Below are 23,492 nucleotides of genomic sequence, written 5' to 3' on the forward strand. Positions count from 1 at the left end.
CCGGACGGGTTGACGGCGCGTCGACGGCAAGTGCCGCCGTTTGAGTCCATAATGCGCTGCAGGTCTGAGCAGGATTTCTTGAAGATGCGTACCCCACTAGCTGCATGCCTGAGCGCCGCGCTGTTCGCGTTGCCGCTCTCAGCGATCGCCGCGCAGCCGATCGCTCCCATTTCCATGACTGGCGTCACCGATACCGGCGATACGGCCGAGCTTCGCTTCGACGCCACGCCTTCGAACGCCGCAACGCTGTTGATCAAGGGCGACCGGACGGGATCGCCGCCAAGGAGCTTCCCGGTCTCGTACACCTTCGAGCCGATCCAGAAGGGCGCGCTCAACAACCCGATCGTGAAGATCACGTTCAACGACAAGCAGACGATGACGATCGCTTGCGATCCGCTGTCGGACAACTGTCACGCCGACAGCTACCCGACCGTCGGCGGCATCAGCTTCTCGATCCTGTGGCGCATCACACGCGCCGACACGCAGACCGCCCAGACCAGGGCGCACACGTCGCCATAGCGCCGGGACGGGACCAGCGAGCGTCCCACATGCTGCGTCATGGATTGTCCCTATTCGGAGTCCGCGACACGCTGCCGTTAGCCATCGATGGGGCTGCCATCCCGGCTGGCCGACTGCACGTCACGGACACTCATGCTAAACAACATCACAATCCGGCAAGGACTGACGCTCGTCATCGGCATTTTTGCGGCATTTCTTCTGATCGTGATCGGCGTCGGCTGGGGCGCGCTGAAATTCACCAACGACGGCCTCGAGAACGTCCAGCAGTCGTCGGCGGCAATGAACGCGCTCACGTCGAGTTCGGAAAAGCTCTTGCAGGTGCGTCTGTCGCTCGGCAGTTACGAGACGCTCTTCAGTGTGGGCAAGGACACGGAGGGGCTGCTCGCGGCCGCGCACAAGATGCTGGAAGCGTCGAACGAGGACTTCCGCGTCTACATGGCCGGCCCGTTCGGCAGCGAAGAAGAGCGCAAGCTCGCGCAGACGGTCGCCGAAGCGCGCACGGCGCTCGTCAACCAGGCGATCGAGCCGGAACACAAGGCGCTCGTCGACAACGACTTCAACACCTTCCGCACGATCCAGGGCGAGACGGCGGATCATTTCTACCGTATCTACGCAAAGGCGATCGACGCGCTCAAGCGCGCGCAGACCGACAATCGCCAGCGCGAGGCCGACCAGTTGGGCCAGCGCTTCACGATCTCGACGGTACTGTTCATCGCGATCGGCGTAGCCGCGCTGGTGGTGGGCGCGATGGCGCGCGTCGGTCTGTCCGCGGCGGTCGTGAAACCGGTGAACCAGACTATTCGCCATTTCCGCAGCATGGCCGAAGGCGATCTGACGACCTCCGTCAAGGTGCGCTCGCGCAACGAGATGGGCCAGCTGTTGCAGGCGCTGTCGCAGATGCGCGACGGGCTGATCGACACCGTGTCGAAGGTACGCGGCAGCACGCATTCGATCACCCTCGGCGCCAACGAGATCGCCGCCGGCAACGCGGATCTGTCGAGCCGCACCGAACAGCAGGCGGCCGCGCTTCAGGAAACGGCGGCGAGCATGGAAGAGCTGTCGGCGACCGTCAAGCAGAACACCGACAACGCGAAGCTCGCCAGCCGTCTCGCGCAAGGCGCACTCGATACCGTTGTACGCGGCAGCGACGTGGTCACGCGCGTGACGGAAACGATGGACGGCATCACCACGTCGTCGCGCAAGGTCGGCGAGATCATCGGCATCATCGAAGGCATTGCGTTCCAGACGAACATTCTCGCGCTCAATGCAGCCGTCGAGGCGGCGCGTGCGGGCGAGCAGGGCCGCGGCTTTGCGGTCGTCGCTTCGGAAGTGCGTGCGCTCGCGCAACGCTCGGGCGCGGCGGCGAAAGAGATTCGCGAGCTGATCGGCGATTCGACGGCGCAGGTCGCGCAAGGCGCGTCGCTCGTGGCCGACGCGCGCAAGACGATGGAAGAGGCGATGAACTCCGTTCAGCGCGTGACGGGCATCATGTCGGAAATCGAAGGCGCCGCGCACGAGCAGAGCGACGGCATCGAGCAGATCAACAAGGCGATCGGCCAGATCGATGAAGTGACGCAGCAGAACGCGGCGCTCGTCGAGCAGGCGGCGGCCGCTGCGAAGACGCTCGAAGCGCAGGCTGTAGTGTTGCGCGAAGCGGTCGCCGTGTTCCGTCTGGAAGCAGCGGCGAGCGTTGCGTAGAACTCAGGTGCCGGTGCGCCCGTACTGATCATCAAACCGCACGATATCGTCCTCGCCGAGATAGCAGCCTGACTGCACCTCGATGAGTTCGAGCGGCGTCTTGCCCGGGTTCTCCAGCCGGTGCAGCGTACCCAGCGGGATAAACGTGGACTGGTTCTCGGTCAACAGGAACGTTTCCTCGCCGCGCGTCACGCGCGCGGTGCCGCGCACCACGATCCAGTGTTCCGCGCGATGATGATGCATCTGCAGCGATAGCCGCCCGCCCGGTTTCACGACGATCCGCTTCACCTGGAAGCGCTCGCCGTGATCGATCGAGTCGTAGCAGCCCCATGGCCGCTCGACCTTCCGATGCACCTTCGCTTCCGTATTCTTCGCCGCGTTCAGGCGGTTCACGATCGCCTTGACGTCCTGCACGCGGTCTTTGGCGGCGACGAGCACGGCGTCGGCGGTCTCGACCACCACGACGCCCGTCACGCCGACACACGCAACCAGCCGTCCTTCCGAGTGCGCATAGGTATCGCTCGCGCCTTCGAGCAGCACGCGGCCGCGCGAGACGTTCCCCGCGACGTCCTTCGTGCTGACGTTCCATACGGCGTCCCACGCGCCGACGTCGGACCAGCCGGCCGTTAGCGGGACGATGATGCCCATCAGCTTCGGATCGTCGCCGATGCGCTCCATCACCGCGTAATCGATCGAGTCGTTGGGGCAGGCTGCGAATGCGGCGCGGTCGACCTGCAAGGCACCATCGCTCGTGACGCTTGCATGCTCGTACGACGCCCGGCACGCAGCCGCGATGTCCGGCCGGCAGGCCGTGATCGCCGCCAGCCACACCGATGCGCGCATCACGAAGATGCCGCTGTTCCACCAGTACTCGCCCGACGCGACATACTGTTCAGCCGTTTCCTGCGCCGGCTTTTCGACGAAGCGTTCGATGCTGCGCGCGCCGCGTCCATCGGCGGGCAGTCCAGTCTTGATGTAGCCGTAGCCCGTTTCCGCACGCTCGGGCGGCACGCCGAGCGTGACGATCGCGTCGCGCAGCGCGTGCTGGATCGCCTGCTGCAGCGTCGAGACGAATGCGGTGTCGTCGGCGATCAGATGATCGGCGGGCATCACGACGAGAATCGGATCTTCGCCGCTGCGGGCGTCCGCGAGCGCCGCCAGCGCGGCAATCGTCAGCGCGGGCGCGGTGTTGCGCGGTGCCGGCTCCAGCACGACGCGCGAATCGCATGCGCAACGCTCGAGCCGTTCTTTCGTCGGCAGCCGCAGTTCTTCGCTGCACACGACGAGCGTCGGCTGTGTTCTGACGACATGCGGCGCGGGATGTTCGTGGGTCGGCGCGCGCAAGCCCTGGGTTCTGCGCAGCGTTGCTTCGAGCAGCGATTCCTCGCTCGTCAGGCCGATCAGCTGTTTCGGACATTGCTCGCGCGACAGCGGCCACAGGCGCGTCCCGGAGCCGCCTGCCAGCACGACGGGCTGGATGACGCAGGCTAGCTGGGTCTCGTGATCGAGGACATCTTGCGCGGCTGCTTCTGCAATGACGTTCATTGTGCCTCCCGGGACGCTGTATCGGAGGGAATGACGCAGCGCCAATGTATGAGCGCTCATTGAAGCAGCGGACGGAATGCGTTTCTGTGCGTCGGGGCACAAAAAAGCAGTCAGAAGCTCGACAAGGTCGGGCTCGATCCGAAGCTCAGGGTATGGAGAGGGGGGCGGCCCGCCGTCAGGGCTCGGGCCGTAAGGTGGGCTCGCCGGCAGGCAATGAAGTCGCGTTCTGAATCGATCGCGCACGCCGGGCAAGCGAACACAGGCTGATGCGCCCCGTGCGCGTGCAGAGTCGGTGCGCTCGACGCGAGGCCCGAAGCACGTCGGAACGCACGAGGCGCCTCAGCTTGTGTGCCGCTAATGGGGAGGGGTGTGTCTCAGTTCAGTTCGAACACGGTGCCGACACTGGCGCTCCCGCCCGAATTGGTTGTACCGAAGAGATTACCGCTACTGTCCAGAATCAAGCTGGCAACGGGATTCTGCCCATCGGCGCCGGTGCCGGTGAAGGAATGCAGCAGCGTGATAGCGGACGCATAGATACCGTCGCCGTTGCGCTTGAGTTCGAACACGGCCCCCATGTTGACAGTACCACCCGCGCTCGTGGTGCCGAACAGATTGCCCGCACCGTCCAGGATGAGGCCCGCATCTGGATATGCGCCATCGGCGCTGACGCCCGCGAAGGAGTGCAGCGTGCTGGCCGACGCATACGTTCCATCGGCGTTGCGCGCGATCTCGAAGACCGTGCCGAAGCTGGCGGTGCCGCCCGCGCTGGTGGTGCCAAACAGGTTGCCCGCGCTGTCGGCGATCAGAGCCGAATTTGGCGTCGCGCCATCGGAGCCGGTGCCTGCAAATGAGTGCAGCGTAATGGCCGACGCATACGTCCCATTACTGTTGCGCTTGAGCTCGAACACCGTGCCATTGTTGGCAGTACCGCCCGCGCTGGTCGTACCGAACAGGTTGCCTCCCGTGTCCGCTATCAGGCCCGCCTCGGGAAGTTTTCCGTCCGAGCCAGTGCCGCTGAACGAATACAGCGTGGCGGGGGGCGCGTACGTCCCATCACTATTGCGCGTGAGCTCGAAGACCGTGCCGAAGCTGGCGGTACCGCCCTGGTTGGTGGTCCCGAACAGGTTGCCTGCACTGTCCGCAATCAGGCCTCCATCAGGATACGCACCGTCAGTGCCGCTGCCGGTAAACGAGTGCAGCGTAACGGCTGGCGCATACGTCCCGTTAGCGTTACGCGTCAGTTCGAATACCGTGCCCACGTTCGCACTACCACCGCCGTTAGTGGTGCCCAACACATTGCCGGCACTGTCGATCATCAGACCTGCGTTCGGATTGCTTCCGTCGGAGCCAGTACCGGTGAACGAATACAGCGTGACAGCGGGCGCATAGGTACCGTCGGCGTTGCGCGACAGCATGAATACCGTCCCCATGCCAGCAGCGCCGCCCGCAGTGGTCGTGCCAAACAGGTTGCCGAGATTGTCCTGGATCAAGCCTGCCGACGGATATTTCCCATCGGAGCCGGTGCCGGTGAACGAATAAAGCGTACTCACCTGACCGGCGTTGCAACTGACGGTCACGTTATTGATAGTGCCGGTCAGGTTCCCCGTTGCGTTTGCGATCGCGCATTGTCGCGCGGCCGGATGCTGGCTTACGGTCACGCTATACGTGCTACCGGCGAGCGCAGGGGAAAATTGAAAGCTTCCGTCAGTGGTTAGCGTCTGGGCATCGGAACCATTGTTCTGCAGCTTGAGCACACCCCCATTGAGTCCAGTAGCTGTGCCGCTAACGGTGAATGATGCCGGGGTCCCCGAAGGACTGGAGGGGGTTCCGGGATTAGTAGCGCTTCCGGTATTCGACGAATTTCCTCCGCCGCCGCAAGCGCTTAGGAGGACAGAAACCAGAACGGTGGTGAGCACACTCGGAGCGAATATTTTTTGTGTTTTTGGACGCATCTTTTCTATCAGGCAGGATGCCCGTGGTTGAGAAGAAAGACCGGTAGCCAGAACGTGGCGTGAGACAGATTAACCCGTCGAACCGTGGTCTACGGCAACGGGCGAACGGATTCTACGATGTCAGGAAAACGGAAGCCTATACACGTCGACCCTTATGAATCTGGCTGCAACCATAGAGCGGAACGACACGAATAAGACGCAAACGTTTCAAGCTGCTGTCCCGCAAGCGGCGTGACCTTCCATTCGTCACTTTCTGGAAAAACACATTGTCGAGACGAAACGTTGCGTCTGGCCAAATCTGAGTTAGTAGCCGGAAAAAGTCAGAGCGCCGGCTTCTTGGGAGGGGCTGCAGGCCGCGGATTATGCTCGCCTTGACGCATCGTTTTTCGGGTAACACCGGTTGAGAAACGCGATTGCACGACGACTTCAATCCCGCCTCTGGGGCATCGGCCGCCGGGTTTAGCGATTCATGCGGCGCCGGATTTTGTGTTTGCCACCTGGATAGGCCACATTAAAGTTGCTCTAGTCCGGTCACGCATATCAACAAGCGTGCGGAGAACCGGGTTGATGTCCGGTTAATCCTTTGATCCGCCATGCACGTTGAGCGTGTATCAGGCCTTACCCGGCAGCATCGGTGTCCATGAGGTCGGCGCTGCCCGCATCCGATTTCGCGGGCAGCATTCCGCGGCTGCGCATTGCCGAAATGACCTCCTCGACCGTCGCGTCATCGAGCAAACGTCGGCCCGCGGCCTTGCGCTGCCGGTTGGTAGCGTCGATGCCGCGTTGAAGAGCAGCAGTCTCGGAAGCAATGTAGACGGCCATGCCGTAACCGTAAGTCCGAGCAAGGTCGCTGCTGAAAAATCGTTTCATGATGTCAACGTCAGTATTCGTCTGACGCGTTTTTACTGTACGAAGCGGGAAGCAATTGTGAGGCGGTTCGAGCCTGCGAAACCGGATCCGGTTCGCTGTCTGTCCTGTCCCGCTCATCGGCAATTTTACAAAAAACTTGAATGCGAAATGGCGGGGCCCCTGCAAGCAGGCGCAAGGTGACGACGGAAGATGAACTGACGCTAATCAGCCTGTCCTACAGAACGGCCGATCGCGGGGTGAGATATTGGTGCGCGGGGTAGGCCGCGCAACTGTCTGGGACGGGGCGTCACGGGCGCTTTCTATGTGCGCCCGTTATACGAGCAAGATGAGATACGCGCACGGGAAACGTATTGTCGTACGGGCGTTTGCCACTGTCCTTCGCGTGCTGAGTCATTGGCGTGGACTGCGCATCAACAATTTAGTGGGGGCACCGTGCAATGGCGAGGATACCCCCCGGTAACTGAACGTGTTATTCAAACCCGCGCGGATTCTGCGCCTGCCAGCGCCAGTGATCAGCACACATGCGCTCAATGCCGTACTGCGCCTTCCAGCCGATCACTTCGAACGCCTTCGCGGGGTTCGCGAAGCACTGCGCGACGTCGCCGGGGCGGCGCGCCACGATTTCATACGGCACAGGCTTGCCCGACGCTTTCTCGAAGGACTTGACGACGTCGATCACGCTATAACCCTGACCCGTGCCAAGATTGACGACGAAGCTCGCATCGTGCTTCACGAGCGCATCGAGCGCCGCGATATGCCCGCGCGCCAGATCGACCACGTGAATGTAATCGCGCACGCCCGTACCGTCCGGCGTGTCGTAGTCGCCGCCGAACACGCGCAGCTTTTCCAGCTTGCCGACAGCCACTTGTGCGACATAAGGCATCAGATTATTCGGCACGCCACCCGGGTCTTCGCCGATCAGCCCGCTTTCATGCGCGCCGACCGGGTTGAAGTAGCGCAGCGTCGCGATACGCCACGATGCATCGGACACTTCGAGATCGCGCAGGATCTGCTCAGCAATCAGCTTGCTCTGGCCATACGGGTTCGTCGCCGACAGCGGGAACGATTCGTCGATGGGCGAGCTTTTCGGCACGCCATAGACAGTCGCCGACGAGCTGAACACGAACTGCTTCACGTTGCGCGCGCGCATCACGTCGAGCAGCACGAGCAGGCCGTCCATGTTGTTGCGGTAGTACTCGAGCGGCTTGGCCACCGATTCGCCCACGGCCTTCAGCGCCGCGAAGTGAATCGCACCCGTAATAGGGTGCTTGTCGAAGATCGTGTTGAGGACGGCTTCGTCGCGCACGTCGGCTTCGTAGAACGCGACCTTCTTGCCCGTGATCTTCTCGACGCGCGCGATCGATTCGCGCTTGCTGTTCACGAGATTGTCGATCACGACCACGTCGTAATCGCTGTTGAGCAGTTCCACGCACGTGTGCGAACCGATGAAGCCTGCACCGCCCGTTACCAGAATCGTGCCCTTCGTGGTCATGCTGAACTCCCTTTTAGAGTGTTATGCCCGTCAACTGCCGGATCAGGCCTTTATACCGTTCGACGACACCGCGTTCGTCAAATTCCTGCGCGACTTTCTCGCGGCCGCGCTCGCCCATCGCGCGGCGCTCGTCGTCGCTCATGTCGAGCATCTGCGCGAGCTTCGCGGCAAGGCTGTCTACATTACGCGCTTCGCATAACAAGCCGTTGACACCGTCCGCGACGACTTCGCGGCAGCCGGGAACATCGGTGGCGACGATGGGGCGTCCCATCGCCGACGCTTCCATCAGCGTGCGCGGCACGCCTTCGCGATACGACGGCAGCACGACGCAGTCGGCTGCGGCGATCAGCGGGCGCACGTCATGCGCTTCGCCCAGATAGTCGATCACGCCTTCGCGCACCCATGCATCGACGTCGGCCTGCGAAATCGCGCTCGGATTATCGACGCCGACGGGCCCGAGCAGCTGGAATCGCGCATAAGGATATTTCGCGCGCAATTGCCGGGCTGCTTCGACATATTCGCCGACTCCTTTATCCCACAACAGGCGGCCGATTAATACAAAAGAAAATGCCGCCTGCTTATTTTCCCCGTTATTTTCACGTTGTTTCAGCGGCGTGAAAGCAAACTGTTCCAGGTCCACGCCTTCGCCGTGCAGCAGGCGCGCGCGTTCGGGATGTACGAGCAATTTCTGGTCGACGAAAGCGGCTTCATCGTCCTTATTCAGAAACCATATTTCACGCGGAAAACGGAACGCAAAACGGTACATCAGCTTGGCAATGTGCGCCGCACGGCTCTTCTGGATGAAAACATAGCCGAGGCCCGTCGTCACGGCAACCGAATCGACGCCTGCCAGTTTCGCTGCAATTGTTCCGTAAATGTTCGGCTTGATCGTGTAGTGAAACACGACATGCGGACGGAGCGTGCGATATAGCCGGTATAGCGACCACATCGTGAGCAGATCGTCGCGCGGATTGGTGCCTTTCGATGCGACATGCAACGCGATGAAACGGCAACCCATCTGTTCGAGCAGCGAAGTGGTGCGGTCGCGCGGCGCGATCACCGTCACTTCGACGCCGCGCGCGACGAGCGCGCGTATCAGCCCTTGCCGGTAGGTGTAGATCGCGAACGACGTGTTGCACACGAGCGCGATGCGCAGCGCGCTGGCGGATTCGATGGGTTGCTTCATGCTTGCGATGCGGTTGGATGTTCTGATGTCAGAGGCTCGCGCGCGGCGCGTAGAGCCGCTTTTTCAGGCGCTGAAGCGTTTTATACGGCGTGATGAAATGCAGCAGGTTCTTCGCGAGGCCGAGCCAGTCGTACGGGTTCAGCACGTTGAAATAGCGCATGTTCAAACGCAGTGTCGAGGCGATCTGGCGCCGGCGCTTCGTCGCGCTGATGCCGCCTTCGTTCAGCTCGTAATACAGGCCGAGTTCGGGCAGATTCGCGCAGTCGTAGCGCGTCATCAGACGCAGGAACAGATCGAGATCTTCGGCCGCTTTATACGCCTCGCGATAGTTGCCGACGGCGAGCACGGCATCGACGCGCAGCATCATCGACGGATGCACGAAGCACGTGCGTAGAAAGCGGACACGTCGGATATCGCGTGGGTCGGTGGGCGGGCTCAGCATGAAAAGCGGCTGACCTTCGCGCGAAACGACTTGCGTCCACATGCCCAGCCCCGCGACCTGCGGATGCGCTTCGAGATACGCGCGCTGCTTTGCGAGTCGCTGCGGCACGGTCAGATCGCCCGCGTCGATGCGCGCGGCGTAGCGAAAGCCGCGCTTCGCCAGCGCTTCGATCCCAGCCTGCAACGCACGTTCGATACCGCCGTTGCGCGGCATGCGCAGCACTTCGATCGACATGTTCTGCAGTGCAGGCGCGACGATGGGCGGCGTGCTGCCGTCGTCGACGATCAGCACATGAATGCGCGCGTCCTCGCAGAACGATGCGAGCGTGCGATCGACGTCGGCCTGGCCGTTGTAGGCGGGCATCAGCACGGCGACATCGTCGAGTGCAGCGGCGCTCACGGGCGGCGTGAAAGAAGAGGACGTCATGGACGCAGCTTGTAACGGATGTAATAAATATTGACGGACGCCGCGGCCAGATAGCCGATCGCGAGGCCGATCAGCGCGCCATAAGCGCCAAAGCGCGGGATCGCCAGCAGATTGACGATGCAAGCGACGGCGAGCGCCAGCAGCCACTTCGACAGCAACACGAATTTCGCCTGATACTTCAGGACCACCAGGTTGCCGATCGCCTCGATGCCCGCGGGCACGGACAGCCACACGGCCCAGCGGAAGATATCGACGGCTTCTTCGAAATTCGGCCCGAACACGCGCCGGATGATGAAGCCCGCAAGCAGATCCAGCACGATCGCGCCCGCGATCATCAGGACTGCCGTCATCCCCGTGAGCCGCCACATGTTGCGGCGCAGTTGCGCGGCGTCCTGCACTCGGTAGACGAAGGCTGGCGCAAGCGTTTGCGCCAGCATCAGCGCCAGCGTGATCCAGTTTTCGTTGAGTTGTTGCGCGGCCGAATAGCGGCCGAGATCGGCGAACGAGATTGCGCGTTCCAGCATCAGCCGGTCGAGCTTCAGGAACAGGTACATGCAGATCAGGCCGAGCCAGAATACGGTGCCCGCCGTCGCGAAGTGACGAAACAGCGCGCGTTCCACGTGCCAGCCGAGCTTGCCCTCGTGGCGGCGCATGAAATACACGACCAGCACCGCGCCGATCACCGCCGATTCGAGCGCCCACAGCCAGCCGAAGCGCGACGGCGCGGCGGCCATGCGCACCAGCAGCCAGACCAGCAGGGCCTTGGCGATGGCCGTCGTCATGCTGGTGACGAGCTGCGGCTTGCTGTACGTCATGCTCTGAAGCCACGCGTTGATCACGCCGACGAACGGTTCGCGAAACAGCATCGTCACGGCGAGCCCCGCCAGCATCGCGCCGACGACGGGATCGGTGAAGCCGGCGGCGATGCCCGCCCAGGTCAGCAGCAGCGCGGCCACGGATACCGACAGCCGCAGCGCGAACGCGCTGCCGAGCACGGTGCCGAGCTGCGCGGGCGGGCGGTGTACGATGGTCGGCACGAGGATTTCCGCGCCGCACACCCATGTAATCGGCGACAGGACGAGCAAAAGCGTGTTGGCGTATTGCCACTTGCCGAACAGGTCGGGACCGAAATAGCGCGCCAGCAGGCCGCTGACGGCGATTGCCACGCCGATCTGCGTCAGCCGCTCCAGGCCAAGCCAGACAAGGTTTGCAACCGCGCGTGTGACGTCCGGATTCGCGAAACGCTTAAGCGCCGGCATCCGCATGGCGACCGTCTGCTGTCTGCGGGCACGGGAGGTGCATGTATTCTGTAAATTGGCGTGCCCAGCCGATAGAACGATGCGGCAACTTTGTGAGCCTGGGGCGTCTAAGCATTAGAATGGCGCCAGTAAGGCGACGCTGAAAAGCGCAATTATAAGTTGTATCCGGACCGCTTCCGGCAAGGCACAGCGCCATGACCACGCTGTGTCAATCCAATTCTCCATTGCACGTAAGTGAGCCAATCCATGATCTCGCAATCCATATTCAAGGCATATGACATCCGCGGAGTGATCGGCAAGACGCTCGACGCCGAGGCTGCGCGTTCGATCGGCCGCGCCTTCGGCAGCGAAGTGCGCGCACAGGGCGGCGATGCCGTCGTGGTCGCGCGTGACGGCCGTCTGTCCGGTCCCGAACTGATCCAGGCGCTGTCGGATGGCCTGCGCGAAGCAGGCGTCGACGTGGTCAACGTCGGCATGGTGCCGACCCCCGTCGGCTATTTCGCGGCCAGCGTGCCGCTCAAGCTCGAAGGCGGCGAGCGCCGCGTCGATTCGTGCATCGTCGTCACGGGCAGCCACAATCCGCCCGATTACAACGGCTTCAAGATGGTGCTGCGCGGCGCAGCCATCTACGGCGACCAGATCCAGGCGCTGTACAAGCGCATCACGGAAAACCGCTTCGAGAGCGGCAGCGGCACGTATCAGGAGTACGACATCGCCGATGCGTACCTCGATCGCATCACGAGCGACATCAAGCCCGCGCGTCCGATGAAGCTGGTCATCGACACGGGCAACGGCGTGGCGGGCGGCCTCGCACCGCGCCTGTTCAAGGCGCTCGGCTGCGAGCTGGTCGAGCTGTTTACGGAGATCGACGGCAACTTCCCGAACCACCACCCGGACCCGGCGCACCCGGAAAACCTGCAGGACGTGATCCGCGCGCTGAAGGAAACGGACGCTGAAATCGGCTTTGCATTCGACGGCGACGGTGACCGCCTGGGCGTGGTCACGAAGGACGGCCAGATCATTTATCCCGACCGTCAGCTGATGCTGTTCGCCGAAGAAGTGCTGTCGCGCAACAAGGGCGCGCAGATCATCTACGACGTGAAGTGCACGCGCAATCTGGCGACGTGGGTGAAGGAGAAGGGCGGCGAGCCGCTGATGTGGAAGACGGGCCATTCGCTGGTGAAGGCGAAGCTGCGTGAAACGGGCGCGCCGCTGGCGGGCGAAATGAGCGGCCACGTGTTCTTCAAGGACCGCTGGTATGGGTTCGATGATGGGCTTTATACCGGTGCTCGCCTGCTGGAGATTCTGGCTCGCGTGGCGGATCCGAGCGCGCTGCTCAACAGCCTGCCGAATTCGCATTCGACGCCTGAATTGCAGTTGAAGCTGCAGGAAGGGGAGAATTTTGAGTTGATCGCCCGACTGCAGAAGAGCGCTACTTTTCCTGATGCCGATCAGGTTGTCACGATTGACGGCTTGCGCGTCGAGTATCCGGATGGGTTTGGGTTGGCTCGCTCGTCCAATACGACTCCCGTCGTTGTCATGCGGTTTGAGGCCGACAATGATGCGGCTTTGAAACGGATTCAAGAGGATTTTCGTCGTGTGATTCTGGCGGAGAAGGCTGACGCTGCACTGCCGTTCTGAGTTTTTTTGGTTTTTTTGTTGTCTTGCGACGCTTGTTGGGGTTTGCTTTCGTTTTCGCTGGCATCCGCGATGTGACTTACCCCTTCACGCGTCGCCCCTGTGCGGGGCAGCACCTACTTTTCTTTGCCGCGGCAAAGAAAAGTAGGCAAAAGAAAGCCGCTGAACACCGCTAATTCTTGTCTCTGCCTGAGGGCCCCCAACGGATCCTCCGCTTCACACGGCGTCCTGCCAGCCACTGCCCGTTGCCAACGCGCTTATTTGAGCGCCTCACCCGCTTCACACTCCCGCGTCGCTACTGGCGCGATCAAATCTTCCACGTTCTATAGCGGCAAACTGTGTGTCGGCTTTCGCGCCATACACGTTTCACTCCGGACTGAAAAACACGAGTGGTGTCGTAAGAGCGCTGTGGTGTGGAGCACTACGACCTACACACAGTTTGCCACCTGGGCGGCCGTAACCAGTCGCTGCCGCTGGCTGCGCTACGGGTGAGTGACGTGGGTGAGGCGCAGGTTCTGAGCGCTGGCAACGGGCGGTGACTGAGAAGTTGCCGTGTGAAGGAGAGGACCCGTTGGGGGCTCTCAGGCAAGCACAAGAACGGGCGGTGTTAGCCCGCTTTCTTTGCTTACTTTCTTTGCGGCGGCAAAGAAAGTAAGTGCCGCCCCGCACAGGGGCAACGCGTGAAGCACGAAGACATATCGCGGATGCCAGCGAAAGCGAAAGCGAAAGCGAAAGCGAAAGCAAGCCACCCCAGCGTCGCAGACAAAAACCAAAACCAAACCAAACCCAAACCAAACCCAAACCCGCGCTAAAATTGCGACCTTTCCACGCACCTTCCACGCCGTCCAACCGGCGCCCCCATTCTTGAGCGCGCAAAAGATCCTGATCGTGAGAGTGTCGTCGCTAGGCGACGTCGTTCACAACATGCCGGTCATCGCCGACATCCGTCGCCGCCATCCCGATGCGCAGATCGACTGGCTCGTCGAAGAGAGTTTCGTCAAGCTGGTCGAACTCGTCGAGGGCGTGCGGCGTGCGATCCCCGTGTCGCTGCGGCGCTGGCGCAAGCGCATTCTTTCCATCGACAACTGGCGCGAAATCGGCGCGTTCCGTCGCGCATTAGCCGCCGAGAACTACGATCTCGTCATCGATTGCCAAGGGCTTATCAAGACGGCCTGGGTCGCGAAAATGGCGCGTGGGCCGCTCGTTGGCCTCGGCAACCGGACGGACGGCGCGGGCTACGAATGGCCCGTGCGCTTCTTCTACGACCGGCGTGTGCCCATTGCGCCGCGCACCCACGTCGTCGAACGCACGAGGCAACTGGTGGCGGCCGCGCTCGGCGACCCCGCGCCGCAACCCACCGACGACATCGACTTCGGTCTCGACACGCGCCGCGCAGCACTGGCGCTCTCCGAAGCACAACTGAATCTTCCCGTGCCTTACGTCGTGTTCGTCCACGCCACCTCGCGCGCAGACAAACAATGGCCCGACGCGGCATGGATCGAACTGGGCCAGGCGCTCGTACGGCGCGGCGCGTCGATCGTGCTGCCGTGGGGCAGCGACGCCGAACGCGCCACCAGCGAACGTCTCGCGAAGGAGTTCGGTGCGGCCGCAATCGTGCCGCCGAAGCTGTCGCTGCCCGCCGTGGTCGGTCTGATCGACGGTGCTGCGGCGACGGTCGGAGTTGATACAGGTCTGGTTCACATCGCAGCCGCGCTGAAGCGGCCGACGGTCGAGTTGTACAATTTCGCCACTTCATGGCGTACGGGCGGCTACTGGTCGCCGAACGTCGTGAATCTCGGCACGGCAGGACAGCCGCCGACGCTGCAGCAGGTGAAATCCGCACTCGCGGAGTTCGGGCTGCTGTGACGCAGTGCGGCATAGGCCGTACTGCCAACGCGGCGCCGGCGGATCAGCCGGCGCGTCGCGAGGCCCATGATGGGCGCGATGCGTCCGGCCATGCGCGCGATGGATCACGCGCAGCGGCAGCTGCTGCCGGCGAGTGCGTCCAGCTTTATCCGCTTTGAAAAGGCGATCATGAACGAATCCCAGATCATCGAAGTAACGAGCGCCGACTGGCAAGGCCAGGGGCTGTCGATCCCGCGCGAAACGCTGCTCGCCGGCGTCGAACGCGGCAAGGTGCTGTATTTCCCGAACCTCGCCTTTGGGATCGAAGGCGGCGAACGCGCGCTGCTCGATGTCGCGCTCGCCGATCCGAAGCGCAAGAACATCAGTCTCGCGCCGAACGGCGGCGCGCTGAACGGCGTGCTGGGCGATGCCGTCACGCAGTCTGCCGTGCGCGCGCTGATTGCCCGCTATCAGGCCAATGCAAGGTCGCTCGTCGACGGGCTCTTTCCTGAATACAAGGGCAAGCTGCGCGTTGCGCCAACCAGCCTGCGCCTGCATCAGGTGGAAACGCGCGAGACCTCGTGGCGCAAGGACGATAGCCGTCTGCACGTCGATGCTTTCCCGTCTCGTCCCAACTATGGCGAGCGCATTCTGCGCGTGTTCACCAACGTCAATCCGAATGGCGCACCGCGTGTGTGGCGCGTCGGCGAGCCGTTCGAAGACATGGCAAAACGCTTCCTGCCGCGTATCAAGCCGCAAATGCCCGGCTCGGCGTGGCTGCTGAACCTCCTGCATGTGACCAAGTCGCAACGCAGCGAATACGACCATCTGATGCTGAACCTGCACGACGGCATGAAGGCGGATCTCGATTATCAGAAGGCGTCGCCGCAGGTGACGATGCCGTTTCCGCCGGGCAGTGTGTGGGTGTGTTTCTCGGATCAGACCTCGCATGCTGTGATGTCCGGCCAGTTCATGATGGAGCAGACGTTCTTCCTGCCCGTGAAGTCGATGGCGCAGCCGGAGTGCGCGCCGCTGGGCATTCTCGAACGTCTTAAGGGCAGGGCGCTGGTTTGAGCGACACACGGTTTTTCCCTGTGAAGACGACGGGCGCTGCTGTCCTCGTTGCGGTCTGCAAGCGGCGCACGGAGGCCCGATGCTGAGGGTCGTCTATAACGCGTTGTGGTGGATCGTTGCGCCGCTCGCCGTGCTGCGTCTTCTGATCCGTTCGCGCAAGGAGCGCGGCTATCGCGAGCACATCGGCGAGCGTTTCGGTTTTGTGCGCGGCCGGGTGCCCGAGGACGATACGCCGCTGATCTGGGTGCATGCCGTTTCTGTCGGCGAGACGCGCGCTGCGCAGCCGCTTATCGAAGCGTTGATCAAGGCACGGCCAGACGCGTGCATTCTGCTCACGCACATGACGCCGAGCGGCCGCGCGACGGGCGAGCAGATATTCGGCGATCGCGTGCTGCGCTGCTATCTGCCGTACGACATGCCGCATGCCGTGCGACGATTTCTGAAAGCCTGGCGTCCGTCCGTTGGTCTGGTGATGGAAACGGAAGTGTGGCCGACGCTGATCGACGAATGCCGTCGTGCCGACGTGCCGCTCGTGTTGACGAACGCGCGGATGTCGGAGCGCTCGTACCGGCGTGCGGCGAAGTTCGGCAGCGCGACGCGCGGCGTGTTCGGCGGGTTTGCGCGCGTGCTGGCGCAGAGCCCTTCCGACGCGACGCGGCTTTCTGCGCTCGGCGCGCGCAATGTCGCTGTGCTTGGCAATCTGAAATTCGACATGAGCACGCCGCCTGAGCTTGCAGCGTGCGGGCATGCTTGGCGTGCGGCCATCGGCACGCGGCCGGTGTGGGTTGCCGCGAGCACGCGCGAGGGTGAAGAAGAGCTGGTGCTGCAGGCGTTTGCGGCGCTTGGCGTCGACGATGCGCTGCTGGTGCTCGTGCCGCGCCATCCGCAGCGGTTCAATGAAGTTGCTGCGCTGGTCGAGAAGAAGGGCTTGCGATGCGTGCGGCGCTCTGCGTGGGCGCCGGCGGGCGGGGTGGCTGTCGGTGAGATCGCTGTGCCTGATCTGCCGCGAGATGTGAGGGTGCTGCTCGGTGATTCGATGGGCGAGCTGGGTGCTTACTATGCTGCATCGGATGTCGCGTTCATCGGCGGGAGTTTGTTGCCGTTGGGTGGGCAGAATCTGATCGAAGCATGCGGTGTGGGTGTGCCTGTGCTGATCGGGCCGCATGTGTTTAATTTTACGCAGGCGACGGCGGATGCTGTGGCTGCAGGCGCATGTGTGCAGGTTAAAGATCCAGCGGATCTGGCGCGCGTGTTGCGTGAGCTTTTTGAGGATAAGGCTCGGCGGGTGGCGATGAGTGGGGCTGCGTCCGCTTTCGCTGCGCGGCATAGAGGAGCCACTGCACGGACTGTCAATGTGTTGACTACTTTGTTGTCTGAGTGAGGTGGCTGACGCCGTCTCTGATGTGGTTTATCTGGTTTGTCGTTGGCATCCGCGTTAGCGCCTACGCGGCGCAAGCGTTGCCCCTGTGCGGGGCGGCACTTACTTTCTTTGCCGCCGCAAAGAAAGTAAGCAAAGAAAGCGGGCTAACACCGCCCGTTCTTGACCACCGCCTGAGGGCCCCTAACGGGTCCTCCACTTCACACGGCAACTTCTCAATCCCCGCCCGTTGCAAGCGCTTTACATGAGCGCCTCACCCACTTCAAACACCCGTACAACTGCCAGCGGCAGCGAATGATTACGGCCGCCCAGGTGGCAAACTGTGTGTAGGTTGTGAGTGCCTCACACGTCAGCGCTCTTACGACACCGATCGTGTTTTTCAGTCCGGAGTGAAGCGCATAAGCCGGGAAAGCCGACACACAGTTAGCCGCTATAGAACGTGGGCAGTTTGATCGCGTGTGTGGCGACGCGGGAGCGTGAAGCGGGTGAGGCGCTCAATAAGCGCGTTGGCAACGGGCAGCGAAGGGCAGATTGCCGTTTGAAGCGGAGGAACCGTTGGGGGCCCTCAGGCAGAGACAAGAATTAGCGGTGTTCAGCGGCTTTCTTTTGCCTACTTTTCTTTGCCGCGGCAAAGAAAAGTAGGTGCCGCCCCGCACAGGGGCGACGCCTGAAGCACCAGTAACAAAACGCGGATGCCAGCGAAAGCGAAAGCAAACCCCAACGCGGTCGCAAGACAACAACAAAAAAAACCTCAAACCTTCAACAACCCCTTCTTCTCGATAAACGAAATCACCACATCAAGGCCTTCCAGCGCCTTCAAATTACACATAACAAAAGGCCGCTCGCCGCGCATCTTCGCGGCATCCGAAGCCATCACATCAAGATTCGCCCCGACCATCGGCGCAAGATCCGTCTTGTTGATCACAAGCAGATCCGACTTGGTAATCCCAGGCCCGCCCTTGCGAGGAATCTTCTCCCCACCGGCAACGTCGATCACATAAATCGTCAGATCGGACAGTTCAGGGCTGAACGTTGCAGCCAGATTGTCCCCGCCCGATTCGATAAAAACGATATCAGCATCGGGAAACCGCCCCAGCATCCGGTCGACCGCTTCGAGATTGATCGACGCATCCTCACGAATCGCCGTATGCGGACAGCCGCCCGTCTCGACGCCCATGATCCGCTCGGCCGGCAGCGCACCCGCCACCGTCAGCAGACGCTGGTCTTCCTTTGTGTAGATATCGTTGGTGATCGCGACGAGGTCGTACTTGTCTCGCATCGCCTTGCACAGCATTTCGAGCAGCGTCGTCTTGCCGGAGCCAACTGGCCCGCCAACGCCCACGCGCAGCGGCGGCAGTTTCTTCGTGCGATGAGTCGGATGAGGTGCGTTCATGTTCTGATCGTCAAAAGGCAAAAAAGCAAAAGGCTATGAGCGGAAAAGCCGCGAGTACTGCGACTCGTGACGCGCCGACAAAACGCCAAGCTGCGGCGCGAAGGTGTTGATATCGTCGGGTGACGTGGCGAGCGCTGTCTTGACGGCTTCGTCGATCGGCTCGCGCAGCGCAACGATAATGCGTTGTCCCGCCAACTGACCAAGCGGCACGGCCTTCAACGCGGCCGCCGCCTGGTTTTCCACCCAACTGAATGCATACGCGGCAAGCGCCGCATCGGTCGCGGCATCGTGTGCGAATGCGGCAAATGCGAATGCGGTCGGCTGCGCAACCGGCGTCATCGATGCAAGCGTCGCGCGTCGTTCAGCGTCGCCCCATTCGAGCGACGCACACAACTGTCGCAACGACCAGCCCATCTGTTCCGTTTCGCGCCGCAATTCCGCCGATTCACGGCTCGCCAGAAATTCGCGGTTGCCTTCGCTCAACGCAGCGGCATCGTGCGCGCGCCAGCGTTCGATCTGATGCGCGAGAAACGGCAGCTCGCCATGCGCGAGCACGTTCGAAAGACCGCTCTTGATCCACGTGCAAGCTGAATCGGCATCGGTGATGAAGTGCGCTTCGATCGCCGCTTCGAGTCCCTGCGAATAGCTGAACGCGCCGATCGGCAAGGCCGGCGACGCAAGATGCAACAGCGCAGTCAGTTCAGCGATGCGCATGATGATGACCGTGGCCATGATCGTGACCACACTCGCTGTGATCATGATCATGATCATGATCGTGGTCGTGAGCATGGTCGTGCGAATGCGCGCCGTGTGCATGATCGTGATGCTCATGATCGTGCGAATGCGCATGCCCATGATGCTCGCCATACACCTGCTGCGCGAGCGCATAGTCCTCAGCGAAGGTCTCGTCGTGACCATGCCGATGTCCGCCGCCATACGCGCCTGTTTCAGGCTGGAACGGCATCTCGACCTGATCGACAGAAGCGCCCAGACGTTTGAGCATATCCGCGAGCACCGGATCGTATTCGAGCTTCAGATAATCCGCACCGACTTCGACAGGCGTATGCCGGTTGCCCAGGTGATACGCGGCGCGCGTGAGCGTCAGCACATCGGGCGCGCGCACATACAGCACCGATTCCGCCGCCGCTATCACGCGCACGAGGCCGCCGTCGTCGGCGACGAGCACATCGCCGTTGCGCAGCACCGTGCCGCGCGGCAGCACCAGCGCGACTTCTTCGCCGCCGTCGAGCGTGGCGGCAAGACGGCTCTTGCAGCGCGCGTCGAATGCCAGCGTCAGCGTCGGTGCGCGTTTGATGAGAACGGGCGCGAGCTTGATATGGGCGCCCAACAACTTGTCGATCGTACGCATGTCAGAACAGGAAATAGCGTTGCGCCATCGGCAGGACTTTTGCAGGCTCGCAAGTCAGCAATTGCCCGTCGGCGATCACCTGATACGTCTCGGGATCGACGCTGATCGACGGCTGCCACGCGTTGTGGATCATGTGCGCCTTGGTGACGCTGCGGCAGTTCTTCACTGCCACGATACGCTTGCTCAGCCCATAGCGCTCGCCAATGCCTGCATCCAGCGACATCTGCGACACGAACGTCAGCGACGTGCGTCCCAACGCACCGCCGCGCGTGGCGAACATCTCGCGATAGTGCACCGGCTGCGGCGTTGGAATCGATGCGTTCGGGTCGCCCATCTGCGCCATCGCGATCATGCCGCCCTTGAGAATCAGAGCAGGCTTGATGCCGAAAAACGCGGGTTCCCAGAACACGATATCTGCCCACTTGCCCGGCTCGATCGAACCGACTTCATGCGCGATGCCATGCGTCAACGCCGGGTTGATCGTGTACTTCGCCACATATCGCTTCGCGCGGAAGTTGTCGTTGCGCGCGTTGTCTTCGGGCAGCGCACCGCGCTGCACCTTCATCTTGTGCGCTGTTTGCCACGTGCGGATGATCACTTCGCCCACACGGCCCATTGCCTGCGAGTCCGACGAAATCATCGACAGCGCGCCAAGGTCGTGAAGAATGTCTTCGGCGGCAATCGTCTCGCGGCGAATGCGCGATTCGGCGAACGCGATATCTTCGGCGATCGACGGATCGAGGTGATGGCAGACCATCAACATGTCGAGGTGTTCGTCGAGCGTGTTGACGGTGTACGGCCGCGTTGGATTCGTCGACGACGGCAGCACGTTCGATTCGCCGCACACCTTGATGATGTCCGGCGCGTGGCCGCCGCCTGCGCCTTCCGTGTGATACGTGTGGATCGTGCGGCCCTTGAACGCAGCAACCGTTGCTTCGACGAAGCCCGCTTCGTTCAGCGTGTCCGTGTGGATCGCGACTTGCGTGTCGGTGTCGTCGGCGACGGACAGGCAGTTGTCGATCGCGGCGGGCGTCGTGCCCCAGTCTTCGTGCAGCTTCAGGCCGATCGCGCCCGCTGCGATCTGTTCGAGCGCGGGCTGCGGCTGGCTCACGTTGCCCTTGCCGAGAAAGCCGAGATTCATCGGATAACCATCGGCGGCCTGCAGCATGCGTTCCATGTGCCACGGTCCGGGCGTGCAGGTGGTGGCGTTGGTGCCCGTTGCCGGACCCGTGCCGCCGCCGAGCATCGTCGTCACGCCGCTCGCGAGCGCTTCGTCGATCTGCTGCGGGCTGATGAAGTGAATGTGCGTATCGATGCCGCCCGCCGTCACGATCATTCCTTCGCCCGCGATCACTTCCGTCGCGGCGCCGATGGCGATCGTCACGCCCGGCTGGATATCCGGATTGCCCGCCTTGCCGATGGCCGCAATGCGGCCGTTCTTGATGCCGATGTCGGCCTTGACGATGCCCCAGTGATCGAGGATCAGCGCGTTCGTCACGACGGTATCGACGACGTCGGCGGCGACGCGTTGCGACTGGCCCATGCCGTCGCGAATCACCTTGCCGCCGCCGAATTTCACTTCTTCGCCGTAGATCGTGTAGTCGCGTTCGACTTCGATCAGCAGTTCCGTGTCCGCGAGGCGCACGCGGTCGCCCGTGGTCGGGCCGAACATTTCCGCGTATGCGCGGCGGCCAATGCGTAATGTCATGTTGTGAGGTTCCCGAGTTTTTCCGCTATTTCCCGCTACTTCCCGCGAATATCTGCAGTTGCGCAGCGGATCAGAGCTTGCCCATCACCTTGCCGTTGAAGCCGTAGACGACGCGATCACCCGCCAGTTCGACGAGTTCGACTGTGCGTTCCTGGCCCGGCTCGAAGCGCACGGCGGTACCGGCCGCGATGTTCAGGCGAAAGCCGCGCGCGGCTTCGCGATCGAATGAAAGCGCGCTGTTGACTTCGTAGAAGTGGTAATGCGAGCCGACCTGCACGGGCCGGTCGCCCGTGTTCGATACCGTGACCGAAACGGTCGCGCGGCCTGCGTTGAGTTCGAGTTCGCCGTCGTCGGTAATCAGTTCACCTGGGATCATGCGCGCCTCGTCACGGAATGGGGTGATGGACGGTCACGAGCTTCGTGCCATCGGGGAAGGTGGCTTCGACCTGGATATCGGGAATCATCTCGGGCACGCCTTCCATCACGTCGTCGCGCGTGAGCAGCGTGGTGCCGTAGTGCATCACTTCGGCAACCGTCTTGCCGTCGCGCGCGGCTTCCATCAGCGCGGCCGTGATGAACGCGACGGCTTCCGGATAGTTGAGCTTGAGGCCGCGTGCGCGGCGACGTTCCGCGAGCAGCGCGGCCGTGAAGATCAGGAGTTTGTCTCTTTCGCGTGGAGTGAGCTTCATCGCATTCGTTGTTGGTTATGCCCATGAGCGTGGGCCGCGCGGATCATTCTATGGCGGGACGCGCTCGCGATGCTACCGGTATCGCGCGTCGTATGTGCCGGCTCACGATACCAGTTTCGACCGACGCGCTGCTTACAGATCGGCAGGCAAGGGCGCGCCGAACCACTTCTTCGACATCGTGTTCAACGTGCCGTCCTGCTTCGCCTGTGCGATTGCTGCATCGACCTTCTGCTGCAGGCGCGGCTCGTTTTTATTCATGCCGACGAAGCACGGCGAGTTCTTGATGACGAACTTCGGTTCCGGACGACGCGGCGGGTTCTTCGAAAGAATGGCGGCCGCCACGATGTTGCCCGCTGCGATCAGCTGCACCTGGCCCGACAGGAACGCGGCAATGGTCGCATTGTTGTCTTCGAAGCGCTTGATGGTCGCGTTCGGCGCCATCTGCGTGAGCGCGATTTCTTCGAGTGCGCCGCGTGTGGCGCCAACCGTCTTGCCGGTCAGATCGGCGGGGCCGCTGACCTTGACGTCGGCGGGACCGAACACGCCCTGATAGTACGGCGCGTAAGGCGTCGAAAAGTCGATCACCTTCTCGCGCTCGGGCGTCTTGCCAAGCGACGAGATCACGAGATCGACCTTGTTGGTTTGCAGATACGGAATGCGGTTTGCGCTGTTGACGGGCACGAGTTCGAGCTTCACGTTCATCGACTTCGCGAGCAGCGCGGCCGTGTCGATGTCGTAGCCTTGCGGCTTGAGGTCCGGGCCGACGGCGCCGAACGGCGGATAGTCTTCGGGCACGGCAACCTTGAGGACACCTGCCTTGGCGATGTTGTCGAGCGCATCGGCGTGCGCGAGGGGCGCGGCGAGCGTCAGGAGCGGCGAGAGCAGCAGGGCGGCGAGCCACGCGCGGCGCGGGCGATGAGCGGTGGATTGGGTCATGTTGGCGATCAGCTTCGGCGTGTGATTTTTAGCGGGCTTCGCGAGGCGCCGAACAATGCGGCGTTTCGCGAGG

The 23,492-nt window shown here is 62.4% G+C and carries 20 protein-coding genes; 6 read left to right on the top strand and 14 right to left on the bottom strand.

Annotation, left to right across the window (positions count from 1 at the left end; translation table 11 throughout):
• The first annotated feature begins 84 nt into the window (after positions 1–84).
• A complete protein-coding gene (locus G3O01_RS20905) occupies positions 85–519 on the top strand; it encodes a hypothetical protein (RefSeq protein WP_241024124.1) in 435 nt (144 codons plus the stop codon).
• Between the two features lie 132 nt (positions 520–651).
• Positions 652–2,217, top strand: a complete 1,566-nt coding sequence (locus G3O01_RS20910) for a methyl-accepting chemotaxis protein (protein WP_205807036.1) — start codon at positions 652–654, stop codon at positions 2,215–2,217.
• Positions 2,218–2,220: 3 nt separating this feature from the next.
• Here the strand turns inward: G3O01_RS20910 and G3O01_RS20915 are convergent, their stop codons facing one another.
• From G3O01_RS20915 to G3O01_RS20945, 7 genes are all read right to left on the bottom strand, one after another.
• Positions 2,221–3,762 (bottom strand): mannose-1-phosphate guanylyltransferase/mannose-6-phosphate isomerase, encoded by a 1,542-nt coding sequence (locus tag G3O01_RS20915; RefSeq protein ID WP_205807037.1) that lies wholly within the window; start codon positions 3,760–3,762, stop codon positions 2,221–2,223.
• A gap of 374 nt (positions 3,763–4,136) precedes the next feature.
• Complete coding sequence (locus tag G3O01_RS20920; protein ID WP_205807038.1) at positions 4,137–5,516, bottom strand: choice-of-anchor tandem repeat GloVer-containing protein; 1,380 nt, start codon at positions 5,514–5,516, stop codon at positions 4,137–4,139.
• 816 nt (positions 5,517–6,332) lie between these two features.
• Complete coding sequence (locus G3O01_RS20925) at positions 6,333–6,584, bottom strand: hypothetical protein (protein ID WP_205807039.1); 252 nt, start codon at positions 6,582–6,584, stop codon at positions 6,333–6,335.
• Between the two features lie 469 nt (positions 6,585–7,053).
• Complete coding sequence (gene galE, locus G3O01_RS20930) at positions 7,054–8,076, bottom strand: UDP-glucose 4-epimerase GalE (protein ID WP_205807040.1); 1,023 nt, start codon at positions 8,074–8,076, stop codon at positions 7,054–7,056.
• A gap of 13 nt (positions 8,077–8,089) precedes the next feature.
• Positions 8,090–9,262, bottom strand: coding sequence for a glycosyltransferase family 4 protein (locus tag G3O01_RS20935; RefSeq protein ID WP_205807041.1), 1,173 nt, complete (start codon positions 9,260–9,262; stop codon positions 8,090–8,092).
• Between the two features lie 28 nt (positions 9,263–9,290).
• Positions 9,291–10,130 carry a glycosyltransferase gene (locus tag G3O01_RS20940; protein WP_205807042.1) on the bottom strand — a complete coding sequence of 280 codons (840 nt, stop codon included), beginning with the start codon at positions 10,128–10,130 and terminating at the stop codon, positions 9,291–9,293.
• The gene (locus G3O01_RS20945; protein WP_205807118.1) at positions 10,127–11,389 is read right to left on the bottom strand and encodes an oligosaccharide flippase family protein; all 1,263 of its coding nucleotides are present in this window, start codon (positions 11,387–11,389) and stop codon (positions 10,127–10,129) included. Before G3O01_RS20945 ends, G3O01_RS20940 begins: the two co-directional genes overlap by 4 nt.
• Positions 11,390–11,635: 246 nt before the next feature.
• On the opposite strand from G3O01_RS20945, the gene G3O01_RS20950 reads away from it, so the two are divergent.
• The 4 genes from G3O01_RS20950 (at position 11,636) to waaA (ending at position 17,327) form a co-directional block, all read left to right on the top strand.
• The gene (locus G3O01_RS20950; protein WP_205807043.1) at positions 11,636–13,030 is read left to right on the top strand and encodes a phosphomannomutase/phosphoglucomutase; all 1,395 of its coding nucleotides are present in this window, start codon (positions 11,636–11,638) and stop codon (positions 13,028–13,030) included.
• Positions 13,031–13,891: 861 nt separating this feature from the next.
• The gene (waaC, locus tag G3O01_RS20955; protein ID WP_205807044.1) at positions 13,892–14,893 is read left to right on the top strand and encodes a lipopolysaccharide heptosyltransferase I; all 1,002 of its coding nucleotides are present in this window, start codon (positions 13,892–13,894) and stop codon (positions 14,891–14,893) included.
• A gap of 168 nt (positions 14,894–15,061) precedes the next feature.
• Positions 15,062–15,946, top strand: coding sequence for a Kdo hydroxylase family protein (locus G3O01_RS20960; protein ID WP_205807119.1), 885 nt, complete (start codon positions 15,062–15,064; stop codon positions 15,944–15,946).
• A gap of 79 nt (positions 15,947–16,025) precedes the next feature.
• Complete coding sequence (waaA, locus tag G3O01_RS20965; RefSeq protein WP_205807045.1) at positions 16,026–17,327, top strand: lipid IV(A) 3-deoxy-D-manno-octulosonic acid transferase; 1,302 nt, start codon at positions 16,026–16,028, stop codon at positions 17,325–17,327.
• Between the two features lie 748 nt (positions 17,328–18,075).
• Here the strand turns inward: waaA and ureG are convergent.
• The 7 genes from ureG to G3O01_RS21000 all read right to left on the bottom strand — a co-directional run bounded on the left by ureG (position 18,076) and on the right by G3O01_RS21000 (position 23,419).
• Positions 18,076–18,717, bottom strand: coding sequence for an urease accessory protein UreG (ureG, locus tag G3O01_RS20970; RefSeq protein ID WP_205807046.1), 642 nt, complete (start codon positions 18,715–18,717; stop codon positions 18,076–18,078).
• Positions 18,718–18,750: 33 nt separating this feature from the next.
• Complete coding sequence (locus G3O01_RS20975; protein WP_205807120.1) at positions 18,751–19,431, bottom strand: urease accessory UreF family protein; 681 nt, start codon at positions 19,429–19,431, stop codon at positions 18,751–18,753.
• On the bottom strand, positions 19,418–20,086 hold the full coding sequence (gene ureE, locus G3O01_RS20980) for an urease accessory protein UreE (protein WP_205807047.1): 669 nt from the start codon (positions 20,084–20,086) through the stop codon (positions 19,418–19,420). Before ureE ends, G3O01_RS20975 begins: the two co-directional genes overlap by 14 nt.
• A 1-nt stretch (position 20,087) precedes the next feature.
• Entirely contained in the window at positions 20,088–21,794 is a 1,707-nt protein-coding gene (gene ureC, locus G3O01_RS20985) for an urease subunit alpha (protein ID WP_205807048.1), read from the bottom strand.
• A gap of 70 nt (positions 21,795–21,864) precedes the next feature.
• Positions 21,865–22,170, bottom strand: a complete 306-nt coding sequence (locus tag G3O01_RS20990) for an urease subunit beta (protein ID WP_205807049.1) — start codon at positions 22,168–22,170, stop codon at positions 21,865–21,867.
• A 10-nt stretch (positions 22,171–22,180) separates the two neighbouring features.
• Positions 22,181–22,483, bottom strand: coding sequence for an urease subunit gamma (gene ureA, locus G3O01_RS20995; RefSeq protein WP_028370188.1), 303 nt, complete (start codon positions 22,481–22,483; stop codon positions 22,181–22,183).
• Positions 22,484–22,615: 132 nt separating this feature from the next.
• Positions 22,616–23,419, bottom strand: a complete 804-nt coding sequence (locus G3O01_RS21000) for a transporter substrate-binding domain-containing protein (protein WP_205807050.1) — start codon at positions 23,417–23,419, stop codon at positions 22,616–22,618.
• Positions 23,420–23,492: the final 73 nt, after the last annotated feature.

It is taken from the genome of Burkholderia sp. Ac-20365 (assembly GCF_017104715.1).
GTDB lineage: Bacteria > Pseudomonadota > Gammaproteobacteria > Burkholderiales > Burkholderiaceae > Paraburkholderia.

Excerpts from the sequence above, each read along its gene's own strand:
- G3O01_RS20905 (WP_241024124.1), top strand. The coding sequence starts at position 85 with ATGCGTACCCCACTAGCTGCATGCCTGAGCGCCGCGCTGTTCGCGTTG.
- G3O01_RS20910 (WP_205807036.1), top strand. The coding sequence starts at position 652 with ATGCTAAACAACATCACAATCCGGCAAGGACTGACGCTCGTCATCGGC.
- G3O01_RS20915 (WP_205807037.1), bottom strand. The coding sequence starts at position 3,762 with ATGAACGTCATTGCAGAAGCAGCCGCGCAAGATGTCCTCGATCACGAG.
- G3O01_RS20925 (WP_205807039.1), bottom strand. The coding sequence starts at position 6,584 with ATGAAACGATTTTTCAGCAGCGACCTTGCTCGGACTTACGGTTACGGC.
- galE (WP_205807040.1), bottom strand. The coding sequence starts at position 8,076 with ATGACCACGAAGGGCACGATTCTGGTAACGGGCGGTGCAGGCTTCATC.
- G3O01_RS20935 (WP_205807041.1), bottom strand. The coding sequence starts at position 9,262 with ATGAAGCAACCCATCGAATCCGCCAGCGCGCTGCGCATCGCGCTCGTG.
- G3O01_RS20940 (WP_205807042.1), bottom strand. The coding sequence starts at position 10,130 with ATGACGTCCTCTTCTTTCACGCCGCCCGTGAGCGCCGCTGCACTCGAC.
- G3O01_RS20945 (WP_205807118.1), bottom strand. The coding sequence starts at position 11,389 with ATGCCGGCGCTTAAGCGTTTCGCGAATCCGGACGTCACACGCGCGGTT.
- G3O01_RS20950 (WP_205807043.1), top strand. The coding sequence starts at position 11,636 with ATGATCTCGCAATCCATATTCAAGGCATATGACATCCGCGGAGTGATC.
- G3O01_RS20960 (WP_205807119.1), top strand. The coding sequence starts at position 15,062 with ATGAACGAATCCCAGATCATCGAAGTAACGAGCGCCGACTGGCAAGGC.
- waaA (WP_205807045.1), top strand. The coding sequence starts at position 16,026 with ATGCTGAGGGTCGTCTATAACGCGTTGTGGTGGATCGTTGCGCCGCTC.
- ureG (WP_205807046.1), bottom strand. The coding sequence starts at position 18,717 with ATGAACGCACCTCATCCGACTCATCGCACGAAGAAACTGCCGCCGCTG.
- G3O01_RS20975 (WP_205807120.1), bottom strand. The coding sequence starts at position 19,431 with ATGCGCATCGCTGAACTGACTGCGCTGTTGCATCTTGCGTCGCCGGCC.
- ureE (WP_205807047.1), bottom strand. The coding sequence starts at position 20,086 with ATGCGTACGATCGACAAGTTGTTGGGCGCCCATATCAAGCTCGCGCCC.
- ureC (WP_205807048.1), bottom strand. The coding sequence starts at position 21,794 with ATGACATTACGCATTGGCCGCCGCGCATACGCGGAAATGTTCGGCCCG.
- G3O01_RS20990 (WP_205807049.1), bottom strand. The coding sequence starts at position 22,170 with ATGATCCCAGGTGAACTGATTACCGACGACGGCGAACTCGAACTCAAC.
- ureA (WP_028370188.1), bottom strand. The coding sequence starts at position 22,483 with ATGAAGCTCACTCCACGCGAAAGAGACAAACTCCTGATCTTCACGGCC.
- G3O01_RS21000 (WP_205807050.1), bottom strand. The coding sequence starts at position 23,419 with ATGACCCAATCCACCGCTCATCGCCCGCGCCGCGCGTGGCTCGCCGCC.